Source organism: Gardnerella sp. DNF00257, from assembly GCF_049262745.1.
Lineage (GTDB): Bacteria > Actinomycetota > Actinomycetes > Actinomycetales > Bifidobacteriaceae > Bifidobacterium > Bifidobacterium piotii.
The window spans coordinates 1030386-1057164 of sequence record NZ_CP058403.1; the positions used below are offsets into that span (position 1 = coordinate 1030386).

21 protein-coding genes are annotated in these 26779 nt (G+C 45.7%); 4 read left to right on the top strand and 17 right to left on the bottom strand.

Annotated elements, in window-relative coordinates; all coding sequences use genetic code 11:
- Positions 1–191: 191 nt before the first annotated feature.
- From HXT23_RS03930 to aroC, 4 genes are read right to left on the bottom strand one after another with little or no spacing between them, the layout of a single operon-like run.
- Positions 192–1859 carry a CTP synthase gene (locus tag HXT23_RS03930; RefSeq protein ID WP_422112719.1) on the bottom strand — a complete coding sequence of 556 codons (1668 nt, stop codon included), beginning with the start codon at positions 1857–1859 and terminating at the stop codon, positions 192–194.
- Positions 1852–2334, bottom strand: a complete 483-nt coding sequence (gene aroQ, locus HXT23_RS03935; RefSeq protein WP_162861550.1) for a type II 3-dehydroquinate dehydratase — start codon at positions 2332–2334, stop codon at positions 1852–1854. The genes HXT23_RS03930 and aroQ overlap by 8 nt, the downstream gene beginning before the upstream one ends.
- A gap of 57 nt (positions 2335–2391) precedes the next feature.
- On the bottom strand, positions 2392–4095 hold the full coding sequence (locus HXT23_RS03940) for a bifunctional shikimate kinase/3-dehydroquinate synthase (protein ID WP_422112720.1): 1704 nt from the start codon (positions 4093–4095) through the stop codon (positions 2392–2394).
- Entirely contained in the window at positions 4092–5279 is a 1188-nt protein-coding gene (gene aroC / locus HXT23_RS03945; protein ID WP_422112721.1) for a chorismate synthase, read from the bottom strand. The genes HXT23_RS03940 and aroC overlap by 4 nt, the downstream gene beginning before the upstream one ends.
- A 209-nt stretch (positions 5280–5488) precedes the next feature.
- On the opposite strand from aroC, the gene HXT23_RS03950 reads away from it, so the two are divergent.
- Positions 5489–5992 (top strand): peptidase A24, encoded by a 504-nt coding sequence (locus tag HXT23_RS03950; RefSeq protein ID WP_102704697.1) that lies wholly within the window; start codon positions 5489–5491, stop codon positions 5990–5992.
- A gap of 700 nt (positions 5993–6692) precedes the next feature.
- Here the strand turns inward: HXT23_RS03950 and mltG are convergent.
- From mltG to HXT23_RS04015, 13 genes are all read right to left on the bottom strand, one after another.
- Complete coding sequence (mltG, locus tag HXT23_RS03955) at positions 6693–7850, bottom strand: endolytic transglycosylase MltG (RefSeq protein ID WP_422112722.1); 1158 nt, start codon at positions 7848–7850, stop codon at positions 6693–6695.
- Positions 7843–8385, bottom strand: a complete 543-nt coding sequence (gene ruvX / locus HXT23_RS03960; protein ID WP_102704699.1) for a Holliday junction resolvase RuvX — start codon at positions 8383–8385, stop codon at positions 7843–7845. Before ruvX ends, mltG begins: the two co-directional genes overlap by 8 nt.
- A 62-nt stretch (positions 8386–8447) precedes the next feature.
- Positions 8448–11129: an alanine--tRNA ligase gene (gene alaS / locus HXT23_RS03965; protein WP_102704700.1), complete on the bottom strand. Its 2682-nt coding sequence runs from the start codon at positions 11127–11129 to the stop codon at positions 8448–8450.
- A gap of 52 nt (positions 11130–11181) precedes the next feature.
- Positions 11182–11460 (bottom strand): hypothetical protein, encoded by a 279-nt coding sequence (locus tag HXT23_RS03970; protein ID WP_004131948.1) that lies wholly within the window; start codon positions 11458–11460, stop codon positions 11182–11184.
- Positions 11460–11894: a DUF948 domain-containing protein gene (locus tag HXT23_RS03975; protein WP_004131946.1), complete on the bottom strand. Its 435-nt coding sequence runs from the start codon at positions 11892–11894 to the stop codon at positions 11460–11462. Before HXT23_RS03975 ends, HXT23_RS03970 begins: the two co-directional genes overlap by 1 nt.
- Positions 11895–12035: 141 nt before the next feature.
- Positions 12036–12710, bottom strand: coding sequence for a histidine phosphatase family protein (locus tag HXT23_RS03980; protein ID WP_032815178.1), 675 nt, complete (start codon positions 12708–12710; stop codon positions 12036–12038).
- A 129-nt stretch (positions 12711–12839) separates the two neighbouring features.
- Entirely contained in the window at positions 12840–14180 is a 1341-nt protein-coding gene (galT, locus tag HXT23_RS03985) for a galactose-1-phosphate uridylyltransferase (RefSeq protein ID WP_050568106.1), read from the bottom strand.
- A gap of 485 nt (positions 14181–14665) precedes the next feature.
- Positions 14666–14788 (bottom strand): hypothetical protein, encoded by a 123-nt coding sequence (locus tag HXT23_RS03990; RefSeq protein ID WP_004574665.1) that lies wholly within the window; start codon positions 14786–14788, stop codon positions 14666–14668.
- A 551-nt stretch (positions 14789–15339) separates the two neighbouring features.
- Positions 15340–15966 (bottom strand): 30S ribosomal protein S4, encoded by a 627-nt coding sequence (gene rpsD / locus HXT23_RS03995; protein WP_004113375.1) that lies wholly within the window; start codon positions 15964–15966, stop codon positions 15340–15342.
- 641 nt (positions 15967–16607) lie between these two features.
- Complete coding sequence (locus HXT23_RS04000) at positions 16608–17369, bottom strand: ABC transporter ATP-binding protein (RefSeq protein WP_422112723.1); 762 nt, start codon at positions 17367–17369, stop codon at positions 16608–16610.
- Position 17370: 1 nt separating this feature from the next.
- On the bottom strand, positions 17371–18582 hold the full coding sequence (locus HXT23_RS04005) for an ABC transporter permease (RefSeq protein ID WP_422112724.1): 1212 nt from the start codon (positions 18580–18582) through the stop codon (positions 17371–17373).
- A 21-nt stretch (positions 18583–18603) separates the two neighbouring features.
- Positions 18604–19038, bottom strand: coding sequence for a DUF4418 family protein (locus tag HXT23_RS04010; RefSeq protein WP_102704705.1), 435 nt, complete (start codon positions 19036–19038; stop codon positions 18604–18606).
- 415 nt (positions 19039–19453) lie between these two features.
- Entirely contained in the window at positions 19454–22465 is a 3012-nt protein-coding gene (locus HXT23_RS04015; RefSeq protein ID WP_422112725.1) for an ATP-dependent helicase, read from the bottom strand.
- A gap of 444 nt (positions 22466–22909) precedes the next feature.
- On the opposite strand from HXT23_RS04015, the gene HXT23_RS04020 reads away from it, so the two are divergent.
- The 3 genes from HXT23_RS04020 (at position 22910) to HXT23_RS04030 (ending at position 26720) form a co-directional block, all read left to right on the top strand.
- On the top strand, positions 22910–23491 hold the full coding sequence (locus tag HXT23_RS04020) for a xanthine phosphoribosyltransferase (protein WP_004574671.1): 582 nt from the start codon (positions 22910–22912) through the stop codon (positions 23489–23491).
- A 358-nt stretch (positions 23492–23849) separates the two neighbouring features.
- On the top strand, positions 23850–25142 hold the full coding sequence (locus HXT23_RS04025; RefSeq protein WP_119529228.1) for a thiolase family protein: 1293 nt from the start codon (positions 23850–23852) through the stop codon (positions 25140–25142).
- Positions 25143–25394: 252 nt separating this feature from the next.
- Entirely contained in the window at positions 25395–26720 is a 1326-nt protein-coding gene (locus HXT23_RS04030) for a hydroxymethylglutaryl-CoA reductase, degradative (protein ID WP_422112726.1), read from the top strand.
- Positions 26721–26779 lie beyond the last annotated feature (59 nt).

Sequence of the window (26779 nt, forward strand, 5' to 3'; positions counted from 1 at the left end):
TCTTTTACATCTGCAGTGATATTACAAAAATGTAAATTTGCATCTGGAATATGTAACAATCATGTTAAACGATGCAAAATATGCAACAAGATGATTAAATATTAATCAAAATAAAAAGTGGTGTAAAATCGCACCCAAAGTCACGAGTTTACACCACTTAATAATTTAAGTCAAATAGCTAGCAGCTTAAATCACTTAGCGTTATTTGTTTGATGCTCAAGAGCAGCCGCCACTAATCCAGCAAACAAAGGATGAGGCTTAGTTGGACGAGACTTAAACTCTGGATGAGCTTGAGTTGCAACATAGAATGGGTGAACACTCTTTGGAAGCTCCACAAACTCAGTCAAATTACCGTCTGGGCTTTGGCCGCTAATACGCAAGCCAGCTTCGCGCAAACGATCCTTATAAGCCACGTTCACTTCGTAACGGTGACGATGACGCTCGGTAACATGCGTAGAACCGTAAAGCTCAGCAACAATAGAGCCTTCTTCAAGAGTTGCAGGATAAGAACCGAGTCTCATTGTGTGACCCATATCTCCCTTGCCAGCAACAATATCTTTTTGCTCTTCCATAGTTGCGATTACTGGATCTCCACAATCCTTTTCAAACTCTGTGGAATTAGCATCCTCAAGTCCAAGCACGTGACGAGCGTACTCAATAACCACAGATTGCAAGCCAAGGCAAAGACCAAGAGTTGGCAGGCCATGCTCGCGAGCGTAACGGAGCGCGCCAATCTTACCTTCGATGCCACGAATGCCGAAGCCGCCTGGAATAACCATGCCGTCCATTTGATCGAGAGCTGCAGCAGCACCTTCTTGAGTTTCGCACTTATCGGCAGCAACCCATCGCACGTTTACCTTAGCCCAGTTTGCAAAACCGCCAGCCTTAATGGCCTCCGTAACGGAAAGATACGCATCTGGTAAATCAATGTACTTTCCAACGATTGCAATGTTTAGCTCATGCTTTGGATGATGAACGCGCTCAAGCAAATCTTCCCACTCGTTCCAATCAACATCGTGGAATGGAAGCTCAAGCTCGCGCACAACGTAAGCATCCAAGCCCTCGTTGAACAAAATCTTTGGAACATCGTAAATGCTTGGAGCATCCACGCAATTCACAACGCCTTCTGCATCAACATCGCACATAAGCGAAATCTTGTCTTTAATGCCTTGATTAAGAGGGCGATCCGAACGCAAAACAAGCGCGTCTGGAGAAATACCAAGAGAGCGAAGCATCATTACGGAATGTTGAGTTGGCTTAGTCTTCAACTCATGAGCTGCAGCAATATAAGGCACCAAGGAAACGTGCACAAACATGCAATTTTCTGGACCTAAATCGCGGCGAACTTCGCGAGCAGCTTCCAAGAATGGCTGCGACTCAATATCTCCAACAGTACCGCCGATTTCCGTAATAATAACGTCTACATCGTCGCTAGCTTGCGCACGCATACGCGACTTAATCTCGCCAGTAATGTGTGGAATAACTTGCACGCACTGACCCAAATACTCGCCAGCGCGCTCTTTTCTAAGCACGGATTGATAAATCTGGCCAGTTGTAACATTTGCTTTTTGACTTAAGAAAACATCAAGGAATCGCTCGTAGTGACCAATATCAAGATCTGTTTCTGCGCCATCTTCTGTAACGTAAACCTCACCATGTTGGAATGGGTTCATTGTGCCTGGGTCAACATTGATGTAAGGATCAAGTTTTTGTTGCAAAACGTGAAGACCGCGGCTTCGCAAAAGCCTACCTAAAGACGATGCAGTAAGACCTTTTCCGAGGGACGAAACAACGCCACCAGTAACAAAAATATGCTTTGTAATATGCTCCTGAGAGTTACCATGTTTTCTTCTAACCATGGAACTCCATAGTATCTTCGAGCCTCGACTCGGGTGTTAAACAATGAGCAACAGCTTCTAGCGCAAGCTTGTAACCGTACAGCCCCATGCCTGTAATAGTGCCAGTTGCAACAGCGCTAATAACGCTAATTTTACGAAAAGCATCGCGCGCAGAAGGATTAGAAATATGCACTTCCACTAGTGGCACTCCAGCATCCAAAACCATGTGAGCAGCATCCGCGAGCGCATAACTATAGTGAGTAAAAGCAGCAGGATTCATAACTACTGGAGTATGCGTATCAGCTGCTTCGTGCATCCAGTGCACCATTTGTGCTTCGTCGTCGCTTTGGCGTACTTCTACTTGCAAGTTAAGCTTTTGCGCCCACTTTTTGCAAAGCGAGCACAGTGCTTCAAAATCTTGATTGCCATAAACGTCTGGCTGGCGAACGCCTAATCGCCCCAAATTTGGGCCATTTACTACCAAAACTTTGCGCATATTTATAGCGTTTTTTGAATTTTCTGAATTTTGCGCGTTTTCTACATCTACCATTTTCTAACCTCTAATCTTATTAAACGCTTCGCGAATCGCCTCCAGCGGCGGATTATCTAAGTGAATCGGGTTTCCAATCCCGTCTAAAACAACAAATCGCAAGGTGTTGCCTCTAGCTTTTTTATCTTTATGCATTAAGTCAAGAACCTTATTAAAAGCATCGTCACTACTGCCGCCTCCATTCCAAGATATTGGCAATCCAAGTGACTTTAAAAGTGAACGATGATACTCAACGTCTTCTGGACTTAAATAGCCCAAAATTTGCGCAAGCTCCGCCGCAAAAACCATTCCAACAGCAACCGCGTTTCCGTGACGCCAAGAAAAATGCTCTATTTGCTCAATTGCATGCCCAAGAGTGTGGCCGTAGTTTAAAAACTCGCGCAAACCTTGCTCTTTTAAGTCGTTAGAAACGTGGTACGCCTTAACGCGCACGCTTTTTTCTATTAAATCGCAAACCATATTGTTCAAGTGTGAATCGCTTAAAACAGAAGAGCCATCGAGAGTGCGTAACTTGCTAGCATTTTGCGGATTTTCCAGAATTTTTAGGATGCTTGTATCGCCAATAAACCCTGATTTTGCAACCTCTCCTAAGCCTTCAACAAAAATATCGTTATTGAGAGTAGAAAACGCGCAAGTATCTGCCAAAACACCTGCAGGCGTGTAAAAACTACCAACCAAATTCTTGCCAAACGCAGTATTTACGCCAGTTTTTCCGCCAGTCGAAGCATCTACCATAGCAAGAAGCGAAGTTGGGCAATTTACGTAGCGGATTCCGCGCATCCAAGTAGATGCAACGAATCCAGCCAAATCTGTGGCTGCTCCACCACCCAAGCCAACAATCGCATCCGAACGCGTAAAACCAGCATTTGCAAGATGCGACCATACAAAATCCGCAACCTTAACAGTTTTACCAGCCTCTGCGTCTGGAATAAGAATGTCGAAAACATCGTAGCCAGCAGCGCGCAAAATAGTTCTTGCTTTATCGCTATGCCTTTGAACAGGCTGAGTGTGAATCAAAGCTACTCGAACAGGCTCTTTTCCAAGCATTTGCGGCAAAAGACTCATAGCACCAGCGCCAATGTGAACATTGTAGTCTTCAATATCTTTGCCACTTACATGCACAATTCGTTGCATAATCATATCTTTCAGCTTTCTTGCGGCAGGTTTTGGCGTTAATTCATAAACGCGAGCGTGCAAATTCGCTACTTTACAAAACACGGGGTCTCTTTTAGCAAACAAATCCAACCACCGTTTTGCTCCGTCTTTGCCGCTTAGCATAGGGCGATTTGAATTCCAACTTACGCGCTCAATTGCATCGTTTGGATCCACTTGCAAGTAAACAACGCGGCCGCCGAGTTTTGTATATTTTTTTAAGACTTCTTGCGTTTGTGGGCGCATTGGAGAGCCACCGCCGAGGGCGATTATTGGGGCGGATTGCTCAGAATCTGCAAAAATAGCATCTTTAACAATTTGAGCTTCAATATCTCTAAAAGACTCTTCGCCAAAATCCTTAAAATATTGGCTAATCGGCATATTGATTTTTTGCTCAATTAAATCGTCTGTATCTATAAAAGGAACATTCAAAATATGCGCTAATTCCTTGCCAACACGCGTTTTTCCAGCTGCAGGCATGCCGATTATAACAGCTAACGGCATTTTGTATTTAGGCACACCGTGAGTGGAACTTTGCAAAGATTCTTCGCTCATCTCATATGCTCTTTCCAAGATTGAACGTAACTCTTAGCATTCCTAGCAGTTTCTTCTAGCGAATCTCCACCAAACTTTTCTAACGCATACTTTGCAAGCGTTAACCGAACCATTGCCTCTGCAACTACAGAAGCGGCTGGAACTGCCGTAAAATCGGAGCGCTGATTAATCGCTTGAGCTGGCTGGCCAGTAAGAACATCTACCGTTCGCAAAGCACGCGGAATAGACGGAATCGGCTTCATTGCTGCACGCACGCGAATTGTCTCTCCATTTGACATTCCGCCTTCAATTCCTCCAGCACGATTGCTAAGGCGCGCAATGTTGCCATCTTCGCCTGTTATGATTTCGTCGTGAGCAGCCGAGCCAGGGCGATTTGCTTCTTCAAAACCGTCTCCAATTTCCACGCCTTTAATCGCCTGGATTCCCATAAGCGCCGCCGCCAACGCCGCATCCAAACGGCGATCCGACTCAACATACGTTCCAACTCCAGCAGGCATGCCGTATGCCAAAACCTCTACAACACCGCCAAGCGTATCTGCATTGGCCTTTGCTTCATCAATGCGAGCCATCATGCGCGCTTCGGCATCTTTATCTAGAGTACGAACAGGCGAAGCATCCAACGCCTCAATATCATCTGGTGTTGGAAGGGCTAAACTTTTGCTTACATATTCGCCGCCGATCCCAATAACGTGCGCAACTGTGCGCACACCCAACGCTTGGTGCAAAAACGCATCAGCTACAGCGCCTAAAGCCACGCGAGAAGCCGTTTCCCTTGCACTCGAACGCTCCAAAACCTCGCGAGAATCACTAAAACCGTATTTACGCATGCCTGTTAAATCCGCATGCCCAGGTCGCGGCCTAGAAAGAGGCGCGTTACGGCCTTCTTTTGGCAAATCATGGTCTAGCGGATCTGCACTCATCACTTCAACCCACTTTGGCCACTCGCTATTTGCGATTTCGATTGCAATTGGAGACCCAAGAGTAACACCGTGGCGAACGCCTGTAAGCAAACGCACTTTGTCTTGCTCAAACTTCATTCGCGCTCCACGACCATATCCAAGTCGTCTACGCGCAAGAGCAGAAACAATGTCTGCGCTAGTAATCTTAACTCCTGCTGGCACTCCTTCAATCATTGCCACCAGCGCTTCACCATGCGACTCCCCTGCCGTTTGCCATCTAAGCATGCCTTCTCCAATCGCGTTGTGCGTTATATTTATTGTTATACTTCTTGAACTTAATACTGTTCTTTATTTTAAATCAATACTCGATTCTAAATCTGTATTCTACTAACCACTAAGTATTGCTCACAATCCACGAAATCTATCACACAAGCCTTTAACCACATTGAGCAAAATTTGTTGCAATGCAATTTTCGCTTATTTAGCATAATCGAATGAGTCAGTTTATTATGGCGTGTTTATTTGCAACGCCAACGCTTGTATGCACGATTGCACTGTGCGCAACGGATTTAATCATCCGCGTTGTGCCTAGACTTTGGGTTGTACTAGCTGCTTTTGCACAATCTGCAGCGAACCTTATTTTTTCGCTGATTACTTTGCACAATGTTAATTTTCTTTTGCGCGGCTGGCTTTGCGCAATAACAGTTTTTGCATTCTACGTTTTGGTGCAAAAACTTTGCATGCGCGGAGCACTCGGATTTGGCGACGTTACGTGCGCTTCTATGATTGCTCAAGCTTTGGCGCTATTTGGATTCGGCTGCATAATCTACTGGTTTGCATTAGTTGGAATATTTGGATTAATTTGGATTTTAGTGTGGAAAATCTGCTCTAAAGTCTGCTTGCGATTTTTCCGCGAGCATCTTGTGCAAAATAAACAAAATAAAATCCCGTTCGTACCAGTATTAGCTGCATCTGCAATCATCGCTGTTATGCTTTGAACTTTTTGCTGCGATTTTATAGCGTTAAGTAAGGTGGAGATTCGAGATTTTTCGCGGCGAATGAAGCGAACCTCAGCATGAAATGGTGATTCGCTGAAGCAGCAAGAAAAATCGAGAATCTCGGTGATGAAAGATACGCAAAAGTTCTAGCATGCAAGAGGGCTGGGTTATTCTTGGTCGAACAGTATAAGAGCGGCAGCCGATACCAAATAATCCAATGACTCACCCTACAAACAAACTTCAACTCAAAAAACAAAATCAAAGCCAAATCGGAACAACCGCAACAACAGACTACACGTAATAGGCGGAGCGTTGTGAGACAAGAATTAGCCAGCCCTCTCGAAACAGCAAACAGAGAATGTCGTTCGCGCGGATTAGCCGCGCTCACGTCTTCGCAGCGCAGAAGCAGTGCTTCTGACTTGAGCTGCTCAGCGCTCCAAATTGCCTTCTCGCGCTACGCTCTAAGCTCGAAGGCAGGTTGGCGCGCCTGCGAGGAGAGAAATACTCAAACCTCGCGCAATACAAAGCAAGGAGCGCGCTACGCTTAAAGTGAGAAGGTAGGTCCTGTCGTTAGCGCGGTCTAAGCGCGCTCGCGTCTTCGCTTGCGTTGAAAGCACACTGTGCTTTCAACCTTAAGCAAGCTCAGCGCTCCGAATTGCCTTTTCGCGCTACGCTCTAAGCGAAAAGGCAGGTCGTCGCGCTAGTTGGCGTTTTCGTTGGAACGCTTATACTCGTCGCGGATCTCTAAGAAATCGTCGTAGTTATCCGCAAACTTAGTTTCGCCTGTCTTTAAGTTGGTTGTAACAAAATAAATCCATGGACCATTCGCTGGATTAAGAGCCGCCAAAATCGCGTTATCTCCAGGAATGCTTATAGGAGTAGGTGGCAGCCCCTTGTGAATCCTAGTGTTGTACGGGTTGCTTGCATCGTCTAGCTGCGATTGCGTAAGGTTAATCGCCTTAATCCCAATTCCGTATGCAACCGTAGTATCCATTCCCAAAGGCATGTCTTTAGCTAAACGATTTAAGATTACGCGCGAAACTTTGCCGTAGTATTCGCGATTATTGACTTCTGCTTCTGCAATGGAAGCAATTTTAAGAATCTTTTGACGCAAATCACCCTTAGGAACGCCCAGAGAATCAAGCTTTTTAACGCGCTTATCTACCATTTTTGCCAGTATCTTGTTAGCAGACTTCATGGATTTTACGTTGTAAACTCCAGGCTCCAACCATCCTTCAAAGCTGCCGCACGCTTCTGACGGCAAAATCCCCGCTCCGTCCGCTTTTTGAATCGCGTTAAATTGAGCAATGTCAATTCCCGAGATTTGTGCAGCCTTGCGAATAACCTCCGTTGCGCGCTCCCCTGCTTTAACGTCTAAGAATCCACCAGCCTTGCTTTGGTCGGAAAGAATTTCCACTACGTCCATTGAATTCATGTGTTTTTTAAGCGCGTAAATTCCTGGGTACAAAATCTTGTTATTTGCTGCAACAATATTAGAAAAAGTGGATTGCGACTTTACAACCTGCGCCTTAACAAGGTTATTTCCCACTTCTACAGATCCTTGACCTGGTTCAATCGTAAATTCAACGAACCCACTTCCAGGACCTGGCCAGTCTTCCATAATTGCAGACTGACTATTGTTTCTTACATAAACCGCAACGCGATATAAGCCGTATCCAACAACAAATAGCAACGCAAAAACTAGTACAAGAATGAATGCAACTATACGATTTCTTTTACTTTTGCGATTTCTACGCGCATTTCTTGCTTTTCGCGATTTTGGCGGAACAGGAGGATTGGATGAATTGTGACTCCATTTAGCGTTTTGATTGAAAAAATCGTCTATATTCTCACTCATTAAACGCTTCCTTTCTGATGGAGTCACTTTGCGATTCACTTTGCGAGTCGTCTTGCAAGTCGCCTTTTACATTTTTGCAAGCATTTCTGTAATCGTCAATCGCAGATTGCAAAATCAATACTGCCGATTGCTGATCAACCATTGGACGATGCTTTTTAGTGGAAAAATCAGCATCTAACAATTGCCTATGAGCAGTAACTGTTGTTAGTCGTTCGTCGTTAAAAACGATTTCTGGAATAAAATCAAGCGACCAATCGCCATAATCAAAAAGCGATTTAATGCGCTTGGCTAAATTAGCACCCCATCTGCGCGCTTTTTTAGCAGACTTTCCTTCAGATCCGTCTAATTGCAGAGGCAAACCAACTACGACTCGGCTCACACTATTATCTTCTATAACGTTAATAACGTCTTCAATCGCATTAAATGAGTCGCCATAGGCTTGAATATTACCGATTGGGTGAGCAAAAGTCAGCTCAGGGTCGGACTTAGAAAGCCCAACCCTGGCATCTCCTAAATCAACGCCAAGCCAAATCATACGAAAACTCAACTTATTAATTTGGCTCGAGTGTTAAACATCTTAAACATTTAACCTTTTGACTATAGCTTCAAAACTTCGGCTTTCACGGCCTCGAGTGCTTCATCAATCTTAGAAGCATCCGCACCGCCACCTTGAGCAAAGTCTGGCTTGCCGCCGCCGCCGCCGCCAAGAACCTTGGAAGCTGTACGCACCAAGTCGCCAGCCTTAGCGCCAGCCGAGCGAGCTGCATCGTTAGTAGCAACAGCAACCATTGGCTTATCACTCTCGTTTACACCGCACAACGCAACAACTACTGGCGAATCTTCGCCCAAGCGAGAACGAACGTCAAGAACAGTCTTGCGCAAAGCGTCGAAGGAACCGAAGTTTCCAACATTCTTTACAGCAAGCTTAATCTTTGAGCTGCTTTGTTTAGCCGATTCAACTAATTCTGGAACAGCCTCATTAAGCTGAGATTCGTAAACAGAAGCAAGCTTGCGATCGGAATCCTTCATCTTGTTAAGCAAAGACTCTAAGCGCTCAGCCAACTCGTCTGGACGAGCGTTAACCATGTCTGCAAGTTGCGCAACCAAAGCATGCTCGCGAGCGCCATACTCGTATGCTTCTTCGCCGCAAAGCGCGTCAATTCTACGCACGCCAGAGCCAATAGAAGACTCGGAAAGGATTGTAACCATACCAATCTTGCCAGTGCTCTTAGCATGAGTACCGCCACAAAGCTCGCGGCTCCAGCCGTCGCCAATCTCTACAACGCGAACAATATCGCCATACTTTTCGCCGAACAAGTGCATTGCTCCAAGCTTGAAAGCGTCGTCAATTGGCATTTCCTTTGGAACAACTTGCAAGTCTTCGCGAATGCGCTCGTTTACGCGAGCTTCTACGCGCAACAACGCATCCTTATCAACAGCCTTTGGCCATTGGAAGTCAAAGCGCAAACGGTCTGGATCTACTACAGAACCGCGCTGAGTTGCCTGCGGGCCAAGCTCTTCTCGCAAAGCCTTGTGAAGAGTGTGTGTAGCAGTGTGGCTTCTAGCCAAAGCAGCTCTACGAACCTGATCAATATTTGTGTTCACTGTAGCACCAACGCTAAGCGTACCTTCAGTAAGTCGGCAGCTGTGAACAATCAAATCCTTAATTGGACGCTGAACATCGTCAACCTCCAAAATTGCGCCGTCGTCGGAAATAATTTCTCCCTGATCAGCAATCTGGCCACCGCGCTCAGCATAGAATGGCGTGCGATCAAGAATAACCTCAACGTTTGCAGGAGCGCTAACGCTTTTAACGGAGCCTTTACCTGCTTCAACAATTGCCAAAACGTTGGAACGGCTGGAAAAGTCTGTGTAACCGAGGAAGTCGATTGGCTTTTCGAGTTCCTTCTTAATGTCGTCGTAAACGCTAACGTCCACATTGTGACGCTTCTTCAAAGCATCCGCGCGAGCGCGGCCTTTCTGCTCGCTCATAAGCTCGCGGAACTTAGCTTCATCAACCTTAACACCCTGCTCAGCAGCCATCTCTAGAGTCAACTCAATTGGGAAGCCGTAAGTATCGTGCAAAGTAAATGCGTCGGAGCCACCAACAATAGGGTCATCCTTGTGTTCCTTCTTGGCTTTTTCAACAGCCAAGTCAAGAATAGTCGTGCCCTTTTCTAGAGTGCGGCGGAACGCATCTTCCTCACCGTATGCAGCTTCGCTAACCTCGTGGAAAGTGTTGTTAAGCTCTGGGTAGCTTGGTTCCATAGCGCCCTTAGAAACTGGGAACAAGGTTGGCAAAACTGGGTCTTGCACACCAAGCATGCGCATTGCGCGAACAGTTCTGCGAAGAAGACGGCGAAGCACGTATCCGCGGCCAACATTGCTTGGACGCACGCCATCGCTCATAATCATCAACGCGGAACGCACGTGATCTGCCACAACGCGGAAACGAACATCCGCATCGGCGTTGCTGCCGTACTTTACGCCGCTAAGCTTTTCTGCAGCTTCAATAACTGGATAAACTTCGTCAGTCTCGTAAATGTTTTCCTTGCCTTGCATAAGGTAAGCCAAACGTTCCAAACCAGCGCCTGTATCAATATTCTTTTGATCAAGCTCACCAACAATGTGCAAATCGGTCTTAGACTTTACGTTGTCTACCTGGAAGTTCTCAAAAACCAAATCCCAAATCTCAATAAAACGAGATTCGTCGGCAGCAGGACCGCCATCCTTGCCGTATTCTGGACCGCGATCCACGTAGATCTCGGAGCATGGGCCGCCAGGGCCAGGGCCACCAGTAGTCCAGAAGTTATCTTCCATGCCAAAAACTTGCATGTGCTCTGGGTCGAAGCCCTCATTCTTCCAAATTGCGCGAGCTTCGTCGTCGTCGGTATAAGTAGTTACCCAAAGTTTTTCTGGGTCAAAACCATAGCCGCCCTTATCTTGCGGAGTTGTTAAAAGCTCCCAAGCGTAGTGGATTGCTTCTTCCTTAAAATAGTCGCCAAAACTAAAGTTTCCAACCATTTGGAAGAAGGTGCCATGACGAGTTGTTTTACCAACTTCGTCAATATCGAGAGTACGCACGCACTTTTGGTTAGACGTCATTCTGCGAGAAGGAGGCGTTTGCTCTCCCAAAAGATAAGGTATGAATGGAACCATGCCTGCAATCGTGAAAAGCGTCGTTGGATTTGGAGAAATCAGCGATGCCGAAGGTACAACCATATGGCCATTCTTAGCAAAATAATCAAGATAACGCTTTGCAATTTCTGCTGTGCGCATGGGTACGAACTCCTTTTTATTTATTTAGACTTAGTATAAGACCACTTAGTAACTACTTAGTATAAGACTTATTTGTAAACGAATCGTCACGCTTATCGGCATACTTACTAGCATACTTAGAGTTAATCTGCGACTCGTGGGCTTTTCTGCTGGAATTAAAATCATTGTACAAAGACAAAATCGTGCTTAAAGTAAGATTTTTTGGATCTTTATCGAAGAAGAAATTCCTAGCGTTTTGTGGGAACTTTTCCTTAACGTACGCGCGAGCTTTTGTAACAGACATAACTCCCATTACAAAACCGATGCAAATCCAAAATAAACGCTTAAACATCACTCCCCCTTAGGCGTAAACGACTCGCCAGAATTTGCCGCATGCCTAGCGGAAGATTCTGCAGCATCCGTTGGAACAGTAGCCTTATTAAAGAACGCATTAAAAGTGTCTTTAAGCGCATAGCAAGCAGATGCAATTTTAACAACTGGCTTTCCAAGAAAAGCGCCATACAAATCCGTAAGAGCGCCAACATTTGTAGCTGTAGTGCGAGCAGCATCTGTAACAGCATTAACGTCTTCAAGTGTTTTGTTCACTTGTTTTACTGTGGTAACAGATTCGTCGATAGCAGGCAAAGCGTGCTCGCCCGATTCTTTAACAGTTTGAGAAATCTGATTAAACATTTTACCCAGCCGAATAAGCGGATAAATCATAAATCCCGAAAGCACCGCAAACGAAATCGCCGCAATTAGAGCAGCAATGTCTCCAACGCTCATCGTAACCTCTTTCCTGCTGTTTTACACACGACTACCCACGCAATGTATTAAAAGATTAACGAAGAGTCAAGACTCTTTTTGAAAATCTAGCGAACATTTAGTGAACACTTAACGAACATTTTTTGCGCAAACTAATCGCATTTACTCGTTATATCCCTTAATTGTTATAGCTTGGTCAATCGGCTCTGCTGTGTTGAAATCAAGGCGAGTTACACTTCCATTTTGCGGTCGCTCACTCAAATCGTAGCCAACAGGGGCAAAACGATGCATAAGGCTTAAAAGCGTGTTTCCGTGGGAGATTTGCAAAACGTTGTCTCCATCTTTTAACGCTGGATTGCTTGCGATTATTTTGAAACCGCCTTCAACACGCTTCCAATATTCAATATCTGACTCTGCATCGTGGAATGGGTCGGCCTCTTTAAGCATGTCTCGAGTTGCAGCAAGACCAAATTTTTCAACGATTTCGTTATACGTTTTTGCTCCATGAGGCGCACCTGCAGCCCACCAAGCCATATTCATATCTTGGCCTTCAAAATATCCGTAGCATTGTTCGCGAAAATGCATATCGCTTACAAGATGCGGACGAATATGCGTATTCTTTTCGTTTTCGCTTAAAATACGCTCAGCTGTGATTTGCGCGCGAGTTGTATCGGAGCAATATGCGGCAGCAAAAACAATGTTCTTAAGCTTTTTAGCCGCTAAATCGGCGTCTTTAAGCCCTTTTTGAGTTAGTGGAGAATTGCTCCATCCTTGCAAGCGATTGTAGCAATTAAACATGGTTTGACCATGACGAACTAAATAAAGATGCAACAACATAACTTAATCATCTCACTTTTTAAGTAAAACGTGTAAAAATTAGAGTAATTAAGACGAGACTAATCAAGACTAATCAAGACTAATCAAGACTAATCAAGACTAATCAAGACAAGACTAATCCAAGTCAGACTAATCCAAGTCAACATCTCCTAATTCTTGGAATCTGCTTGCAATCAACTCTGGAGTAGTATCGGAAATCCAAGATGCCATTCCTGCTTCCGACCCAGCCAAATACTTGATTTTATTGGCGTCTCGCATAAACGAGAAGAATTGCAAATTAAGGCGATAATGCGAACGGCGAGAATCATGCACAGGAGCTTGATGCCACGCTGCAACGTAAGGCAAATCGACGAAATCGCTGGAATTTGCATCACTCGCGCCAGAAGATAAGTCGAAAGCAGCCGAACTTGCAAACGATTTAGCACTCGAATCTCCCGCGTTTGAAGACGATAATCCAAAGAACTTATTAGCACGTTTAAGAAGTGTTATGTAGATTTGCGCCAAATCCCAACGCTCTTGATCATCAAGCTGATCCAAAGTAAGAACGTCTCGAACAGGAGCAACATGCACCTCTAGCGGCCATCGAGCGGCAGCTGGAACATACGCAACCCAACTGTGATTATGCATAATCACGCGCTTTTTAGCTTCTATCTCTGAATTCATCAAATCCTTAAGAAGATTGCTGCCAGTGCGCTCAAAATAAGCCTCCGTGTGGCGCAACTCCTGCTCTAACCTAGGAGCAATAAACGGATATGCGTAAATCTGACCATGAGGATGATGCAAAGTTACGCCGATTTGACTGCCGTGATTTTCAAACGGATAAATCTGCTCAATTCCTTCGATTTGGCTAATTTCTGCGGTTCTAAACGCCCACGCTTCAACAATCGTGCGCATGCGCAAAACAGAAAGATTAGCTGGAAGCATGTTCTCGTTGGAACTAAAGCAAATCACTTCGCATCGGCCAGCTGCAGGAGCCTGCTTCCACAATGGATTTCCATCAACGTATGTTGTTGTATTTGGCACGCCTGCAACCTGAGCCATAGCTGGATAGCGGTTTTCAAAAACAACAACGTCGTAGTCTTCATCTGGAATTTCGCCATCTTGATACTCGCGCTGTGGCTTTCTGCCAGCAAATGGGTCGATTCTTGATTGAGCAGAACCACGCACAGAATCATCTGCAGAACCATCCGCCGAACCTTGATTATTTGAATCCGCATCAAGAATCTCAGCTGGCCGCTTTGCCCACAACCTAGACATTGGAATCCAGTCTCCTGTAAGCGGATCTTGCCTCATTTGTGGAACTTCGCTAGGAACTTCGTTGCCTTCGCTATCAACATGCGAAGTAAAGCGATACGCTAACTTTCTAGGGTCAATCAGCTCCCTTGTTTTGTGGCCGCTAACGTATTCTGGATTGTCATCTATGTAGAAAAAGTCGCGTCCGTCGGAAAGCTTTGTTGCTGTAATGCGCATATGCTCGCGCGCGTAAGTTCCAGGGCGATACAACTTATACGGATACTCGCCACCAAAATCGCGAATCGGAGATTGCGTTGCGCGCGGCGGCTCTTGCGGCGTAATACCACTTAAGACTGCAGGTATTGCAGGCATTTGTTGAGTCACATACAATGAATCGCGCACATCTGCAGCAGCTTCTCCTTCGGCTTGAGCTACAAGGCTACTAAGAGACGAATCCCCAACACCCGTACTTGTAATCTTGCTCATAACCGTCTCGTTTGTGCCGCTAGCTTTGCTTCTAGCGCGAATCGCGTTAACGTCTATTGCGTCAAAAGCATCTGTGTCTTCTAAGCTTTTTTCGACTTCGCGTTCATCTGCCTTCTTATGCTTAGATGCGTCGTCAATCTCGAATCCTGCAGCAGCACCACCTTCAAAGCCGCCGCCTGGGCCTGCAAATCCAGCTGTAGTTGGAATATTGTGCAACCCGTTAATCTTTTTAGGCTCTACCACAAGACCACCCCTTCAAAAGTGTTATTGTTTAGCGCATCTTTTGCGTGTTTGTTGATTGCGCGTGCGGCAAGTTGTTGTGCTTTTAGCGCATTCGCTTTGGTATTTTGTTGAGACATCTTTGACTCCATCGTCTCTTCTACTCTCTAGTCTTCTTTTATTGCGTATTCTGTTTTACTTGTATTTTGTATCTTCTTTTATTCTTTTGTATATTCTTTTGTATCTTAATAACACGCTTTAGACGCTTAGTTACCTATTATATATTTTCTGATTCAACACTCGCACAATGTTATATTTTGTAATATAACGGGCATTGTTGTAATGATTATATGTGATTTTGTTTTATTATTAAAGTGTTTTGTTGCATAATGTTCGGTTGCTTGCGACCTTTCCCTAACAAAAGTTAATGCGCACCAACATGTAACCAGCTTTTACGTAGTTCATACTGATTTTATACAAATGCACTACGATTCGTGCAGTATTTTCCGCACTTTGTAGCTCTAAACAGCGTGTTGAACAACAAAACGCGGAAAAACTTCCGCACTTTGTAGTCCAACACACCAATCAAAATACAAAACACGGGAAGAATAGCAAATAAAACGCATTGACCCCCACTATGCAATGCACAGCAGGGGTCAAGCGGTATGTCCTTAAGAATGAAATCCAGAATTTAGCGAGCGTAGTACTCGACGACGTACTGGATGTTGACTTCAACTGGAATCTGATCGACTTCCGGCTTACGAGTCAAAGTAGCCTTCAAAGAGGCAAGATTCACATCGAGGTAACCAGGAACTGCTGGCAAAACGTCACGATGAACGCCTTCAGCAGCCATCTGGAATGGCACCATTGTCTGGCTCTTAGCGCGAACCTGAATGGTCTGGCCTGGCTTAACACGGTAAGATGGGCGATCAACAAGATTGCCATCTACCAAGATGTGACGATGCACAACAAACTGGCGAGCTTGAGCGGTTGTACGAGCAAAACCTGCGCGCAAAACCAAAGCATCAAGACGGGTTTCCAAATCAGTGAGCATTGCGTCACCAGTCTGACCTGCAGTGTGCGTACCCTTTTCGTAAGCTGCACGAAGCTGCTTCTCGGAAAGACCGTACTGAGCGCGAAGACGCTGCTTCTCGCGAAGACGTACTGCGTAATCGGACTCGGTACGACGACGAGTGCGGCCGTGCTCACCTGGAGCATATGGACGCTTCTCGAAAATACGCTGAGCCTTTGGGGTCAAAGCGATGCCGAGGGCGCGAGAAAGACGCACCTGACGGCGAGAACGCTGAATATTAGTCATTACTAATCCTTTATTCTGTCGTTATCTGAACGGAACGTGAACCAAACTTTTACGATTATTCACGCTGAGCCGGCCTCTCCAGTGCTTCTTCGTGTAAACACACGAACGCGAAAGCATTAAAACGCTTAAATAACGCCATAATTCTTGCGCGCCGACCCACTGATGGGCTAAGGCTCCAGATAATGCCTACGAAAAATAGGCATCGTTCCCTATACTACTCCGCGCCGTAGAATATACGCGACGACCTGCCTTTGTGCTTGAGCGTAGCGCACAAAGGCAATTCGGAGCGCTGAGCCGCTTAAAGCAGAAGCATTGCTTCTGCGCTGCAAAGCGCTCTGACTGAGCTTGAAATTGCATAGCGCGTTTCAAGCTCCTTCAAAGCGTGATTTGGCTCAAATGTAAAGTCCAGTGGACTTTACATGCCAAATCAGCCGAGCGGCTACTAATAGCCGCGAGGAATAGCGCGGCTAATCCGCGCGAATGCTTTAAGCTACAAAGTACGGAAACGGTTGACGCTTTTTGTACGTGATTTAAGTCAAATATGGTACAAAGTGCGGAAATGGTTGACGCTTTTTGTACGTGATTTAGATTAAATATGGTACAAAGTGCGGAAAATCGCTCTCGCGTTATGCTTTAAGCGCTCAGTCAAAGCGCGCGCGAAGAACGCCAGAGTCCATTGCGTAAACACAGTCAGCGCTTGCAGCAACCGATTCATCGTGAGTCACAACTAAAACAGCCGCTCCAGAAGCCGCACAATCGCGCAGCAAAGACACAACAGTTTGCGTGTTTTGCGAATCCAAATCGCCAGTAGGCTCGTCCAAAATCAACAAACGCGGCTTATTAATCAAAGCGCGCGCAATCATAACGCGACGCATTTCTCCGCCAGAAAGCTCGCGCGGATAGCAATGCGCAAGATCGTCCACGTTAAGTTGCTTAAGCAAATCCATAGCGAAGGAATTTAAATTCGCACAATCTTCTGTCTCAAGTTTTTGCGTAAAATCGCCTACTCGCTTAGAAGAAGCACGCGCAATCATAACAGGCAAAATAACGTTATTTATCACATTCAAATTAGCAAGCAGCGTCTGCGATTGCGTAACAAAACCAATGTTTTTTGCGCGAATCGCAGAAATTTGCTCGTCGCTTATAGAAGACATCGAAATATTGCATCCAAAAATCGTAACACTTCCGCGCGTAGGCTTTAAAAGCCCTGCAATCATGTTTAATAGAGTTGACTTTCCATTTCCAGACTTGCCCACAATCGCCGCAAAGTCGCCAGCTTTAAGCGAAAAATCAACATTGTCTACAGCAATAAACTTGCGATTTTTGCGCTTAAATTCGCGAGTAACGTTTTTAAGATTTACGACTAAATCGCCTAAATCGTTACTAACCACTTTATTCGCCATCTTACTCGCCATCTCTTAAAGTCAAATACGCTTCCCTGCTTGCGATTCGCCCAACAATAATCGCAGAAGTTACCAAAACACTAGCAAGCGAAAACGCTACAGAAATCGCAGCAAGCGCGCACACAAGCCAAACATTCGATTCCAAGTACGGCAATTGTAACTGGCTAGAAATCGCAATATTGTATGGGAACAAAATAAGCGAAGCAAACGCAACGCCAATCACGCCACCTGCAACGCCAATCACAGCCGATTCGCGCGAAATCATGACAAAAAGCATGCGCTTATTTGCGCCCAAAATCCTCAATGAAGAAAATTCCCTCTTGCGCTCCGATGTAGATGCCGCAAAAACGCACACAAGAATTAACACGCCCACAGCCCAAAACGCAAAAACGCCAAGGAAAATCGCCTTGTTTAGCACCTCTAAACTCTTTTTAGTCTGCTCTGTAATTCCGCCTGGAAAAACCATTCCAAGACTTTTAATTCCGCTAGTTTTACGAATATTTTCCGCAACACTCTTAGCGCTAAAACCCTTGCGAACTTTTACAAGAACAGCACTAACGGCCTTGCGCGCGTATTTTGCAGGAATCGCAGTGTGCCCAACTTTAGAAGAATACTTAACAACCACTGGAATCGTGTCTCTGTTTACAAACACTGAGTTATCTAGGCTAGTGCCCGTTTTAGCAAGTTGCGCAACAATCGGCCATTCGTGCCCATACAAGCGAACCGTGTTTTGGTAAGAAACAAGCACATTTGCGCCTGCAATCATCTGACCTTTTTTAAGCTCGTTTTTGTGTTGTGAATAAATCCATGGCGCGATTACAAAGTCACTCGTAGGGTCAAAACCTATGATTTGCAACTTTTCCGCGCAGCATCCAGCAGATAGAGAAGATATGTAAGTTTGCATGCTTGCTTTTTCAACGCCTTTTGATTTTCGCACAAAATCTTCAATATTGTTCGTAAAGTAAAACGTGCTCGATCCGCCATTAGTTAGCAACGCTTCCGCGCGATTGTATGTGTTTTGCGGAATCACCATAATATCCGCGCCAAGGCGAGCGCGCATGCTATTTAGGCCGTTTGAAAGATTTAGGGAGATTAGCGAGCCGCCAAAAAACACTGCAGCTAGGCACGCGGAAACCACGATTAACGCGGCGGTTCTTAGCGGCTTTTGCTTTAGGTTTTCTAGCGGCAATCGCTTTAATGTAATAGTGTGCATAGTAAATTACTTAGATACACACTAGCAAGCAGACTTAGTATCGAGATACACGCTAACGGATGCAAACACCAACGCTAGTACAGATAACACAATCAACGTTGGACGCATAACAGATGCGCAATGCATCATTGGGCTTTTGCAAACACCAATAAGGAATGTTGTAGTAGCAATCATAAACAGAGAGTTAGCAATTACAGCAATATTTAAGCCAGCGCGAACGTGTTCTTTAACAAATAGCGCAATAATGCCTAGAATCGCTATAACAACGCCAATTCCAATAGCCACGCGGCTTGTGTAGTAGCATGTCATAGGTTGCATCATCATAGGCATTTTAGCCATTTTAGACATTTTGCCCATGCCACCAGTTGAGCATGGTTTTGCAAATGTTAATGGCGCTATAGCAATAAGAATTCCAAACACAATTGCGTGAAGCGATGTGAATAATTTGTTCTTCATAATAAATACCTCATTAAATCTAGTTATTATTTTTTAGTGTTGCTTTTTGTTTAACGCAACACGCTTTACGGCACTCACATTTGCAAGCGCCACGCCTTTTAAATCTCGTTTATAACTACAATCGCAAATATTCAGAACTTAATCGACTTCCCCTTGAGTCTAAAATCTTGAACATTTGCAGTTTTTACTTTTATTCTTTTTTACTTTTATTCTTCTTACTCTTATATTTTTCTTGCGCTTATATTTCTCTTACTCTTATATTTTTTCTTATAGCTTAATAGAAAACAAGTCTTGAATATTTTGTTTTAGTGTATATAATCACGCACTAGTTATAACAATATTACAATTAACAATTTAAAGTAATCTTCAATAAGATCGCATTATTTTAAGTGTAAAATTTATAAAACGAAAAATTTTACAATTTCTCAATCGGAGCAACTCTTAGCATAAGTCGCTTTACGCCATCCGAACCAAAGTCAACTGTAATAATTGAGTTTCTGCCCTTGTCTTGTGTTTTAAGAACAGTTCCAAGGCCGTATGTGTCGTGCGAAATTTTATCGCCTTCATGAAAATCGTTGATGTTTAGATGATTGTCTTTTTCTTGCAAACTTTGCTTTTTGTAAGATAATGACGATGCTGACGATTGCAAATTTGAGGTGGACGATTGACTTTGGTACGATGCGCTTGATTTTCTTGCGATTCGCGTGGTGACTTTGCCAGATTTTGAGCCATACGACTTGCCGTATGAGCTGCCATACGAACTAGAACCATACGACTTTGAACCACACGACTTGCCATAAGACTTTGAAGAACCATATGAGCTGCCATAATGCGATTTGCTGTAGCGAGATCCGCTATAACTCGAGACTCCGTAAGTTGTGTACGAATCGTCGCTCCAACCGCCGTCGCTTCCAAAATCGTCGGAGAAATCGCCAGCAAAATCGCGGTCAAAATCTCTGCCTGCTCCCCTTAGTCCAGCTCGCATAACATCTGCTTCCTTGCGTTTCCAGCAAATCAAATCCGCAGGAATCTCGTCCAAAAACTGGCTTTGAATCATCTCCGCAGATTTGCCCCATTGAGATCGCTCAGCTGCCCAAGTAACGTACAAAATCTTCTTAGCACGAGTTATGCCAACGTATGCAAGACGACGCTCCTCGCAAAGCTCCTTTTGATTGTCAACACAGCGCGAATGAGGAAAAGTGCCCTGCTCCATTCCAGTCAAAAACACAACAGGATACTCCAAGCCCTTAGCTGTGTGAAGCGTCATAAGCGTAACTTTTCCAGTATCTTCGCCCTGGTCTGGAAGCTGATCCGAATCAGCAACCAAAGCCGTAGTCTCCAAAAAACCAGCAACATTAGCATCAGGCGTATTCTGCTCATACTCGGCTGCAACCGATTGCAATTGAGACAAGTTATCTACTCTAAATTCGTCTTGAGTGTCCTTAGACTCTCGCAAATCTTGCAACAATCCGCTTTCGTTAAGCACGTTCTCCACAACCTTAGAAGGCTTGGAATCGTTAGCTTTCATAAAGTCAATAAGCGAAGTAATAAGATCCCTAAAACTCTTAAGCGCATTAAAAGTTCTAGATGAAATACCAATTTGCTCCGCAATCTTATCTATTTGACTAAGAGCAGACCAAAAACTTATAGAATTTTCTTTTGCATAAGACGTAATCTGCGACTCAGCACGCGCTCCAAGACCACGCTTTGGAACGTTCAAAATTCGGCGCATATTAACATCGTCATCAGGGTTTGCAATCGATTGCAAGTAAGCAAGCGCATCTTTGACTTCGCGGCGCTCGTAGAACTTAGTTCCGCCAACAAGTTGATAAGGCAAGCCAGACTTAATAAGCGCATCTTCTAAGCTACGCGATTGCGAATTTGCGCGATACATAATCGCAATATCCGAGTAGTTTACGCCATCTTCACTTGCCAAGCGCGCGATTTCTTGAGCAACCCACATTGCCTCGCCTTGCGCGTTATCTGCTACGTAGCCTACGATTGGAGAACCTTTGCCTAAAGAAGTCCACAACTTTTTAGGCTTGCGATTAGTGTTGTTAGAAATCACAGCATTTGCAGCGTCCAAAATGGTTTGCGTAGAGCGATAATTCTGCTCCAACATAATTGTTGTAGCGTTTGGAAAATCCTGCTCAAAGTCTTGAATATTGCGAATATCTGCACCGCGGAAAGCATAAATCGACTGGTCGGAATCGCCAACAACCGTGATTGACGATTGCGGAAGTTGAGTGGAATCTGGTGAAGCTGCGAAATCTGGTGAAGCTGCGGAAACTTGTGGAACTGCGGAATTATCACCCACACCTGCATCACCCACACCTGCAAGCTGGCGAATCAAAACGTATTGCGCGTGATTTGTATCTTGATACTCGTCAACCAAAATGTAGCGGAACTTTCGCTTGTAATACGCGCTAACTTGCGGATTTTGGCGCAAAAGCTTAACCGTTAGCATAATCAGATCGTCAAAATCAACAGCATTCGAAACGCTAAGCCTATTTTGGTACTCCGCGTAAACAGCGGCGTAAAGCGCATCGGAATTGCCAGCAGCATTAAAGCTAGATGCGCCAGATACAGACGCGCCTGGCTTATAATCTGGTGCGTAATTTTTAAGATTTTCCTGCCATGTAACCAAATTATTTTTGAAATCAGATATCTTAGACAATAAAAGTTTAGGCGTAAACTTTTTAATATCTATGTTCAATTCGGAGGCAATGATTTTAACAAGACGCTCGCAATCGGAAGAATCATAGATAGAAAAGCCTGATTTTAAGCCGATTGAATCGCCATGAGCGCGAAGAATTTTAACGCAAGCAGAATGGAAAGTAGAGACCCACATGCTATTTGCACTATTGCCGATTAAGCTCGCCAAGCGCTCGCGCATCTCCGCTGCCGCCTTGTTTGTAAACGTGATTGCAAGAATTTGGCTCGGCCACGCTTTGTGATTAGCCAAAATCCACGCGATTCGGCGCGTAAGAACACGTGTTTTGCCGCTGCCTGCGCCAGCTCCGATTAAAAGCGCGGGGCCAGTGTATTGGACTGCCTTGGATTGCTGGGGATTTAAGCCTTCTAACAGTGTTTGAGGGTTGATTTCGGGGAGGTTGGAAGATTGTGCGGATGTTTGAGCGTATTGGACAGCGGCAGAAGATTGAGCTGTTTGGGAAGATTGTGCGGAATTTGAATATTTTGCGGAAAAATCGAAAGCCGCCGTAGAAGCAGAAACTTCGCTCGTCATATCTTCATTAATAGGAGCATCACTAATAGGGGTATCACTAATAAGAGCATCACCAGTGAAGGCATCGCCAATGGGAGCATCACTCTGCTCGTCGAAAACTTCATTAATAGTAGCATCGCTCTGCTCGCTGGCAGCTTCTGGATTGCCAAACAAATCAAAATCGTAACCGTACTTGCTCAAAAGCCACTCTCCCCCGTGTTCCAAATCGCAAAAATTAAACTCTAACCAATTTTAACGGACGGCAGCCAAACACAAATCGTGCGTTTTGCACTGTACGCATTACGCAAATCTGTAGTGCGATTGTACCTAATTTCGGTGTTTTTTGGTACAAACGCACTACATAAACATGTAAAACTGTAGTGCGATTGTACCTAATTTACGGCGTGTCGTTATACAAACGCACTACAAGGCAGGTACTGTCGTTCGCGCGTTACAGCGCGCTCACGTCTTCGCTTGCGTTGAAAGCACACCGTGCTTTCAACCTTAAGCAAGCTCAGCGCTCCGAATTGCCTTCGCGCGCTACGCTTTGAGCGCTCAGGCAGGTCGGAGCGCGGTCAAAGCGGGGGGTAAGCTATACAGATACCGCTGCACACGCAAAATACGCGCAATTTGAAAGGAATAATCGTGCAAGAACTTGAAGAACGCATCCAAAAAGAAGGCATTGTTAAGCCAGGAAATGTTTTGAAAGTCGACGCATTCCTTAACCACCAGTGCGATTGCGCGCTTTTTGACGCAATGGGAGCCGCTTGGGCACAGCATTTTCAGAACACGCAAATCAACAAAATCCTAACAATCGAGTCTTCGGGAATCGGAATCGCGTGCGTTGCTGCGCGTCATTTTGGAAACATTCCAGTGGTTTTTGCAAAGAAAGCGCAATCAATAAACCTGGATGGCGATCAATACGTGTCTACCGTATTCTCGTTTACAAAGCAGCGCGAGTTCCCTGTAATTGTGTCTAGAAAATATTTGAGCGCAGACGACCGCGTTTTGATTTTGGACGATTTTTTGGCTAATGGCAAGGCTTTGCAAGGGTTGATTGACATTTGCAATCACGCTGGGGCCACGGTTGCTGGCATTGGCATTGCGATTGAAAAAGGCTTCCAAGGCGGCGGAGACGCGTTGCGCGAAGCTGGATATGACTTGGATTCGCTGGCGATTGTGGAGTCGATGGATCCTAGCGATGGCTCAATCACATTCCGCAAATAGCGATACTTTCGCATTTTATACCACACGATACTTCCGCATTTTGTACCAAATTCAGGCCAAAACACGTACAAAAAGCGGAAAAAATTGACGCACTTTGTACCAAAATCAACCCAAAACACGTACAAAAAGCGGAAAATGCGAAAAATGTGATTGTGCGCAAATTGTGAAAAAATTAAACATAATTCTTCACAAATCGCAATTTTGCGTAAAAATACGATAAAGTAGTTCGGTTGGTGTTTGAAACCTATTACTCTAAATGTGCTAGTTTTCAACATGCAATTTTTAATAATTTTCAATAAGATAGCTTGATCAAGATAGCTTTAATCGGCTAGTTTTCAACTGATTGGCGGCTAAACGTATGAGTGATGTTGTGATTGTAAGCGCAGCGCGCACACCGATAGGCAAATTCGGAGGCGCGTTGAAGTCGCTCACATCTGTTGAGTTAGGAACAATCGCAGCAAAAGCCGCAATCGAACGCGCAGGAATCAGCCCAAAATCCGTAGATCAAGCGATTTTTGGCAACGTACTTCAAGCAGGCAGCGGTCAAAACGTTGCGCGCCAAATCGCCCTTAGATCGGGGCTTGACGAGTCAAGTTGCGCAATGACAATCAACGAGGTTTGTGGGTCTGGTCTTAAAGCCATTCGCCTTGCGCAGTCGGCGATTTGCATGGGAGACGCACAAGTCGTAGTTGCTGGCGGCACGGAAAGCATGAGCAACGTGCCGTTTTACGCGCAAAACGTGCGATTTGGTGGCATTCGCTACGGCAACAGCGCGCTGGTTGATGGACTAAAAAAAGACGGTCTTTGTGATGCTTTTACTGGCAAAGAAATGGGCGTTACTGCAGAAAACGTGGCTGCAAAGTTTGACATAACGCGCGAGCAGCAAGACGCTTTTGCACTAAAATCGCACCAGAAAGCCGTTTTTGCGCAAAATAACGGCGATTTTGACGCGGAGATTGCTCCCGTGCAGCTTGCGGATGGAACTTTGATTAGCCGAGACGAGCATCCGCGAGCCAACACTTCTATGGAGAAATTGGCTAAGCTTAAAACGTTGTTTGAGGCGGATTTTGGAACGCGCGAAGCTGATGGAATGCGTGGAGCGAACTGTGGCTTGAGTGAGGCGGATTCTGGCAGTCGCGAAACTGGTGGAATGAGCGAGGCAGATTCTGGCACAAAACACTCGCCTACCGTAACCGCTGGAAACGCGAGCGGTATCAACGACGGCGCAGCAGCACTCGTCTTAATGAGCAAAGACTACGCAATCGCGCACGGAATCGACTATTTGGCAGAAATCGTGGGATTTGCCGAGGGCGGAATCAGCCCAGATCTTATGGGATACGCGCCAAAACACGTTATGGAGCGCATGCTAAAAAACACGGGCTACACCGTTGAAAACATTGACCTTTTTGAGATTAACGAAGCGTTTGCTGCGCAAAGCATAGCCGTGTGTCAGCAGCTGAACATAAGCGAAAACAAGCTGAATGTAAGAGGCGGCGCGATTGCGCTCGGTCACCCGCTTGGCGCTAGCGGAGCCAGGATTTTAACAACACTTCTTTACGCGCTTAAAGACAATCACATGCAAAACGGCGTTGCAGCGCTGTGCGTGGGAGGCGGAATTGGAGTGAGCATGCAAGTTAGGATGCGAAAGTAGACGTAGCAATGCGATAAGTGCGGAGTGTGCGTATACAAATGACACAACTTACGGAGTGTCGCGACACGCACGAATTGTGGCAGAATGCATACGGAGTGTTGAGACACGCGCGGTTGCTGGCGACGAATATGGCGGCTGCTTACGATTCGCGGTTGCTGCGACTTTAATCGCGTAAATCGCGTCAAAGAGACATTGCAAAAGTGAAAAACGTAAAAATGAAAATCGTGAAAATAGCGCAAAAAATGGAGAAACATGTCAGCTTTTCGAGAATTAAGCGTAGAACAGCGCATAAAAACGCTGAAATCAGAGTGCGCGCTTAGCGGCGATTTTGCGCAACTTCTGCTCGAGCAACTCGCGCAAAGCAGCGAAACAAACATTCCTGCAAGCGTTGCAAACAGCATGATCGAAAATCAAATCGGGCGATTCAGCCTGCCAGTAGGCGTTGTGCGCGGCCTAAAAGTAAACGGCGTTACTCGAAACGTGATGATGGCTACGGAAGAGCCGTCCGTAATCGCTGCCGCATGCAACGGCGCAAAAATCGCGTCGAAAAGCCTAGAAAACGGCGTTGTTGCACGCAGCGAGCATTACGTTACGCGCGCGCAAATCGTTTTTGAAGACGCGGACGGAAGCGTAGCCCAAAAACTAGATAGCATAATGCGAGACGAGTCAAAACGCGCGGCGATTAGAGAGGTTGCGCGCTCCGCGCACCCATCAATATACCAACGCGGCGGCGGATTAGAACGCGCGCAGGCGGCGGCGTTAACAGGCTTCGCCAAGCTAACACTAGACATAAACGCGTGCGATGCAATGGGAGCAAACATTGCAAACACCATTGGCGAAGCTGTTAAAACCCAGCTGGAAAGCTGGGTTGGGCGCAAGGCGCTGGTGGCAATTCTTGCCAACTCCAGCCGCGCGGCAACAATCGCCGAAGTGCGCATACCCGTAGAAGCGCTTGTGCACAGCGCAAAAACTGCCGCAGCTGGAGATGCCGACGGCATGCGCCTTGCGCGCCGCATCGCCGCCTTAAGCTCCCTGGCCGCCGTAGACGCGGAGCGCGCTGCAACACACAATAAAGGAATCCTAAACGGAATAGTGGCTGCAACACTCGCATCAGGCAACGACACGCGCGCATTGCAAGCCGCCGCGCACGAATGGGCCGCAAAATCTGGCCGCTACATGCCTCTTTCAACGTGGACCTTGCAAAATAACGACCAAATCCTTTACGGCCGCATCGAAATCCCATTGCAAATCGGCACAGTGGGCGGCGCAATCGCCTCGCTCCCAATGTCAAAAATCGCGCTGCAACTTGCTAAAGTCAATAACGCCAACGATTTTCGAAACGTTCTAGCAGCCGTAGGACTCGTGCAAAACTTGGCGGCTCTTCGCGCACTCGCGGGCCCTGGAATCCAGGCTGGCCACATGCGCCTTCAGGCCGCAAACATCGCTATCGCTTCTGGAGCGCGCGGGGACGAAATTCAAAAGGTTGTGCACGCGCTTCTAAACAAAAATTCTTCCGATTTGAACACGAATTCTGCAAGAATAATTCTTGATGATTTGCGCAAGCGCAGGAACACGTAAAACCGCAAAAACGCGCGGTTAATGGCCATTTTTCCGCGGAAAAGTCGGAAGCATCCGCG

What these genes read in the sequence shown, in the direction of transcription:
- HXT23_RS03930 (WP_422112719.1), bottom strand. Translation starts at nt 1,859, where the DNA reads ATGGTTAGAAGAAAACATGGTAACTCTCAGGAGCATATTACAAAGCAT.
- aroQ (WP_162861550.1), bottom strand. Translation starts at nt 2,334, where the DNA reads ATGCGCAAAGTTTTGGTAGTAAATGGCCCAAATTTGGGGCGATTAGGC.
- HXT23_RS03940 (WP_422112720.1), bottom strand. Translation starts at nt 4,095, where the DNA reads ATGAGCGAAGAATCTTTGCAAAGTTCCACTCACGGTGTGCCTAAATAC.
- aroC (WP_422112721.1), bottom strand. Translation starts at nt 5,279, where the DNA reads ATGCTTAGATGGCAAACGGCAGGGGAGTCGCATGGTGAAGCGCTGGTG.
- HXT23_RS03950 (WP_102704697.1), top strand. Translation starts at nt 5,489, where the DNA reads ATGAGTCAGTTTATTATGGCGTGTTTATTTGCAACGCCAACGCTTGTA.
- mltG (WP_422112722.1), bottom strand. Translation starts at nt 7,850, where the DNA reads ATGAGTGAGAATATAGACGATTTTTTCAATCAAAACGCTAAATGGAGT.
- ruvX (WP_102704699.1), bottom strand. Translation starts at nt 8,385, where the DNA reads ATGATTTGGCTTGGCGTTGATTTAGGAGATGCCAGGGTTGGGCTTTCT.
- alaS (WP_102704700.1), bottom strand. Translation starts at nt 11,129, where the DNA reads ATGCGCACAGCAGAAATTGCAAAGCGTTATCTTGATTATTTTGCTAAG.
- HXT23_RS03970 (WP_004131948.1), bottom strand. Translation starts at nt 11,460, where the DNA reads ATGTTTAAGCGTTTATTTTGGATTTGCATCGGTTTTGTAATGGGAGTT.
- HXT23_RS03975 (WP_004131946.1), bottom strand. Translation starts at nt 11,894, where the DNA reads ATGAGCGTTGGAGACATTGCTGCTCTAATTGCGGCGATTTCGTTTGCG.
- HXT23_RS03980 (WP_032815178.1), bottom strand. Translation starts at nt 12,710, where the DNA reads ATGTTGTTGCATCTTTATTTAGTTCGTCATGGTCAAACCATGTTTAAT.
- galT (WP_050568106.1), bottom strand. Translation starts at nt 14,180, where the DNA reads ATGCGCATTACAGCAACAAAGCTTTCCGACGGACGCGACTTTTTCTAC.
- HXT23_RS03990 (WP_004574665.1), bottom strand. Translation starts at nt 14,788, where the DNA reads ATGTCTCAACAAAATACCAAAGCGAATGCGCTAAAAGCACAACAACTT.
- rpsD (WP_004113375.1), bottom strand. Translation starts at nt 15,966, where the DNA reads ATGACTAATATTCAGCGTTCTCGCCGTCAGGTGCGTCTTTCTCGCGCC.
- HXT23_RS04000 (WP_422112723.1), bottom strand. Translation starts at nt 17,369, where the DNA reads ATGGCGAATAAAGTGGTTAGTAACGATTTAGGCGATTTAGTCGTAAAT.
- HXT23_RS04005 (WP_422112724.1), bottom strand. Translation starts at nt 18,582, where the DNA reads ATGCACACTATTACATTAAAGCGATTGCCGCTAGAAAACCTAAAGCAA.
- HXT23_RS04010 (WP_102704705.1), bottom strand. Translation starts at nt 19,038, where the DNA reads ATGAAGAACAAATTATTCACATCGCTTCACGCAATTGTGTTTGGAATT.
- HXT23_RS04025 (WP_119529228.1), top strand. Translation starts at nt 23,850, where the DNA reads ATGAGTGATGTTGTGATTGTAAGCGCAGCGCGCACACCGATAGGCAAA.
- HXT23_RS04030 (WP_422112726.1), top strand. Translation starts at nt 25,395, where the DNA reads ATGTCAGCTTTTCGAGAATTAAGCGTAGAACAGCGCATAAAAACGCTG.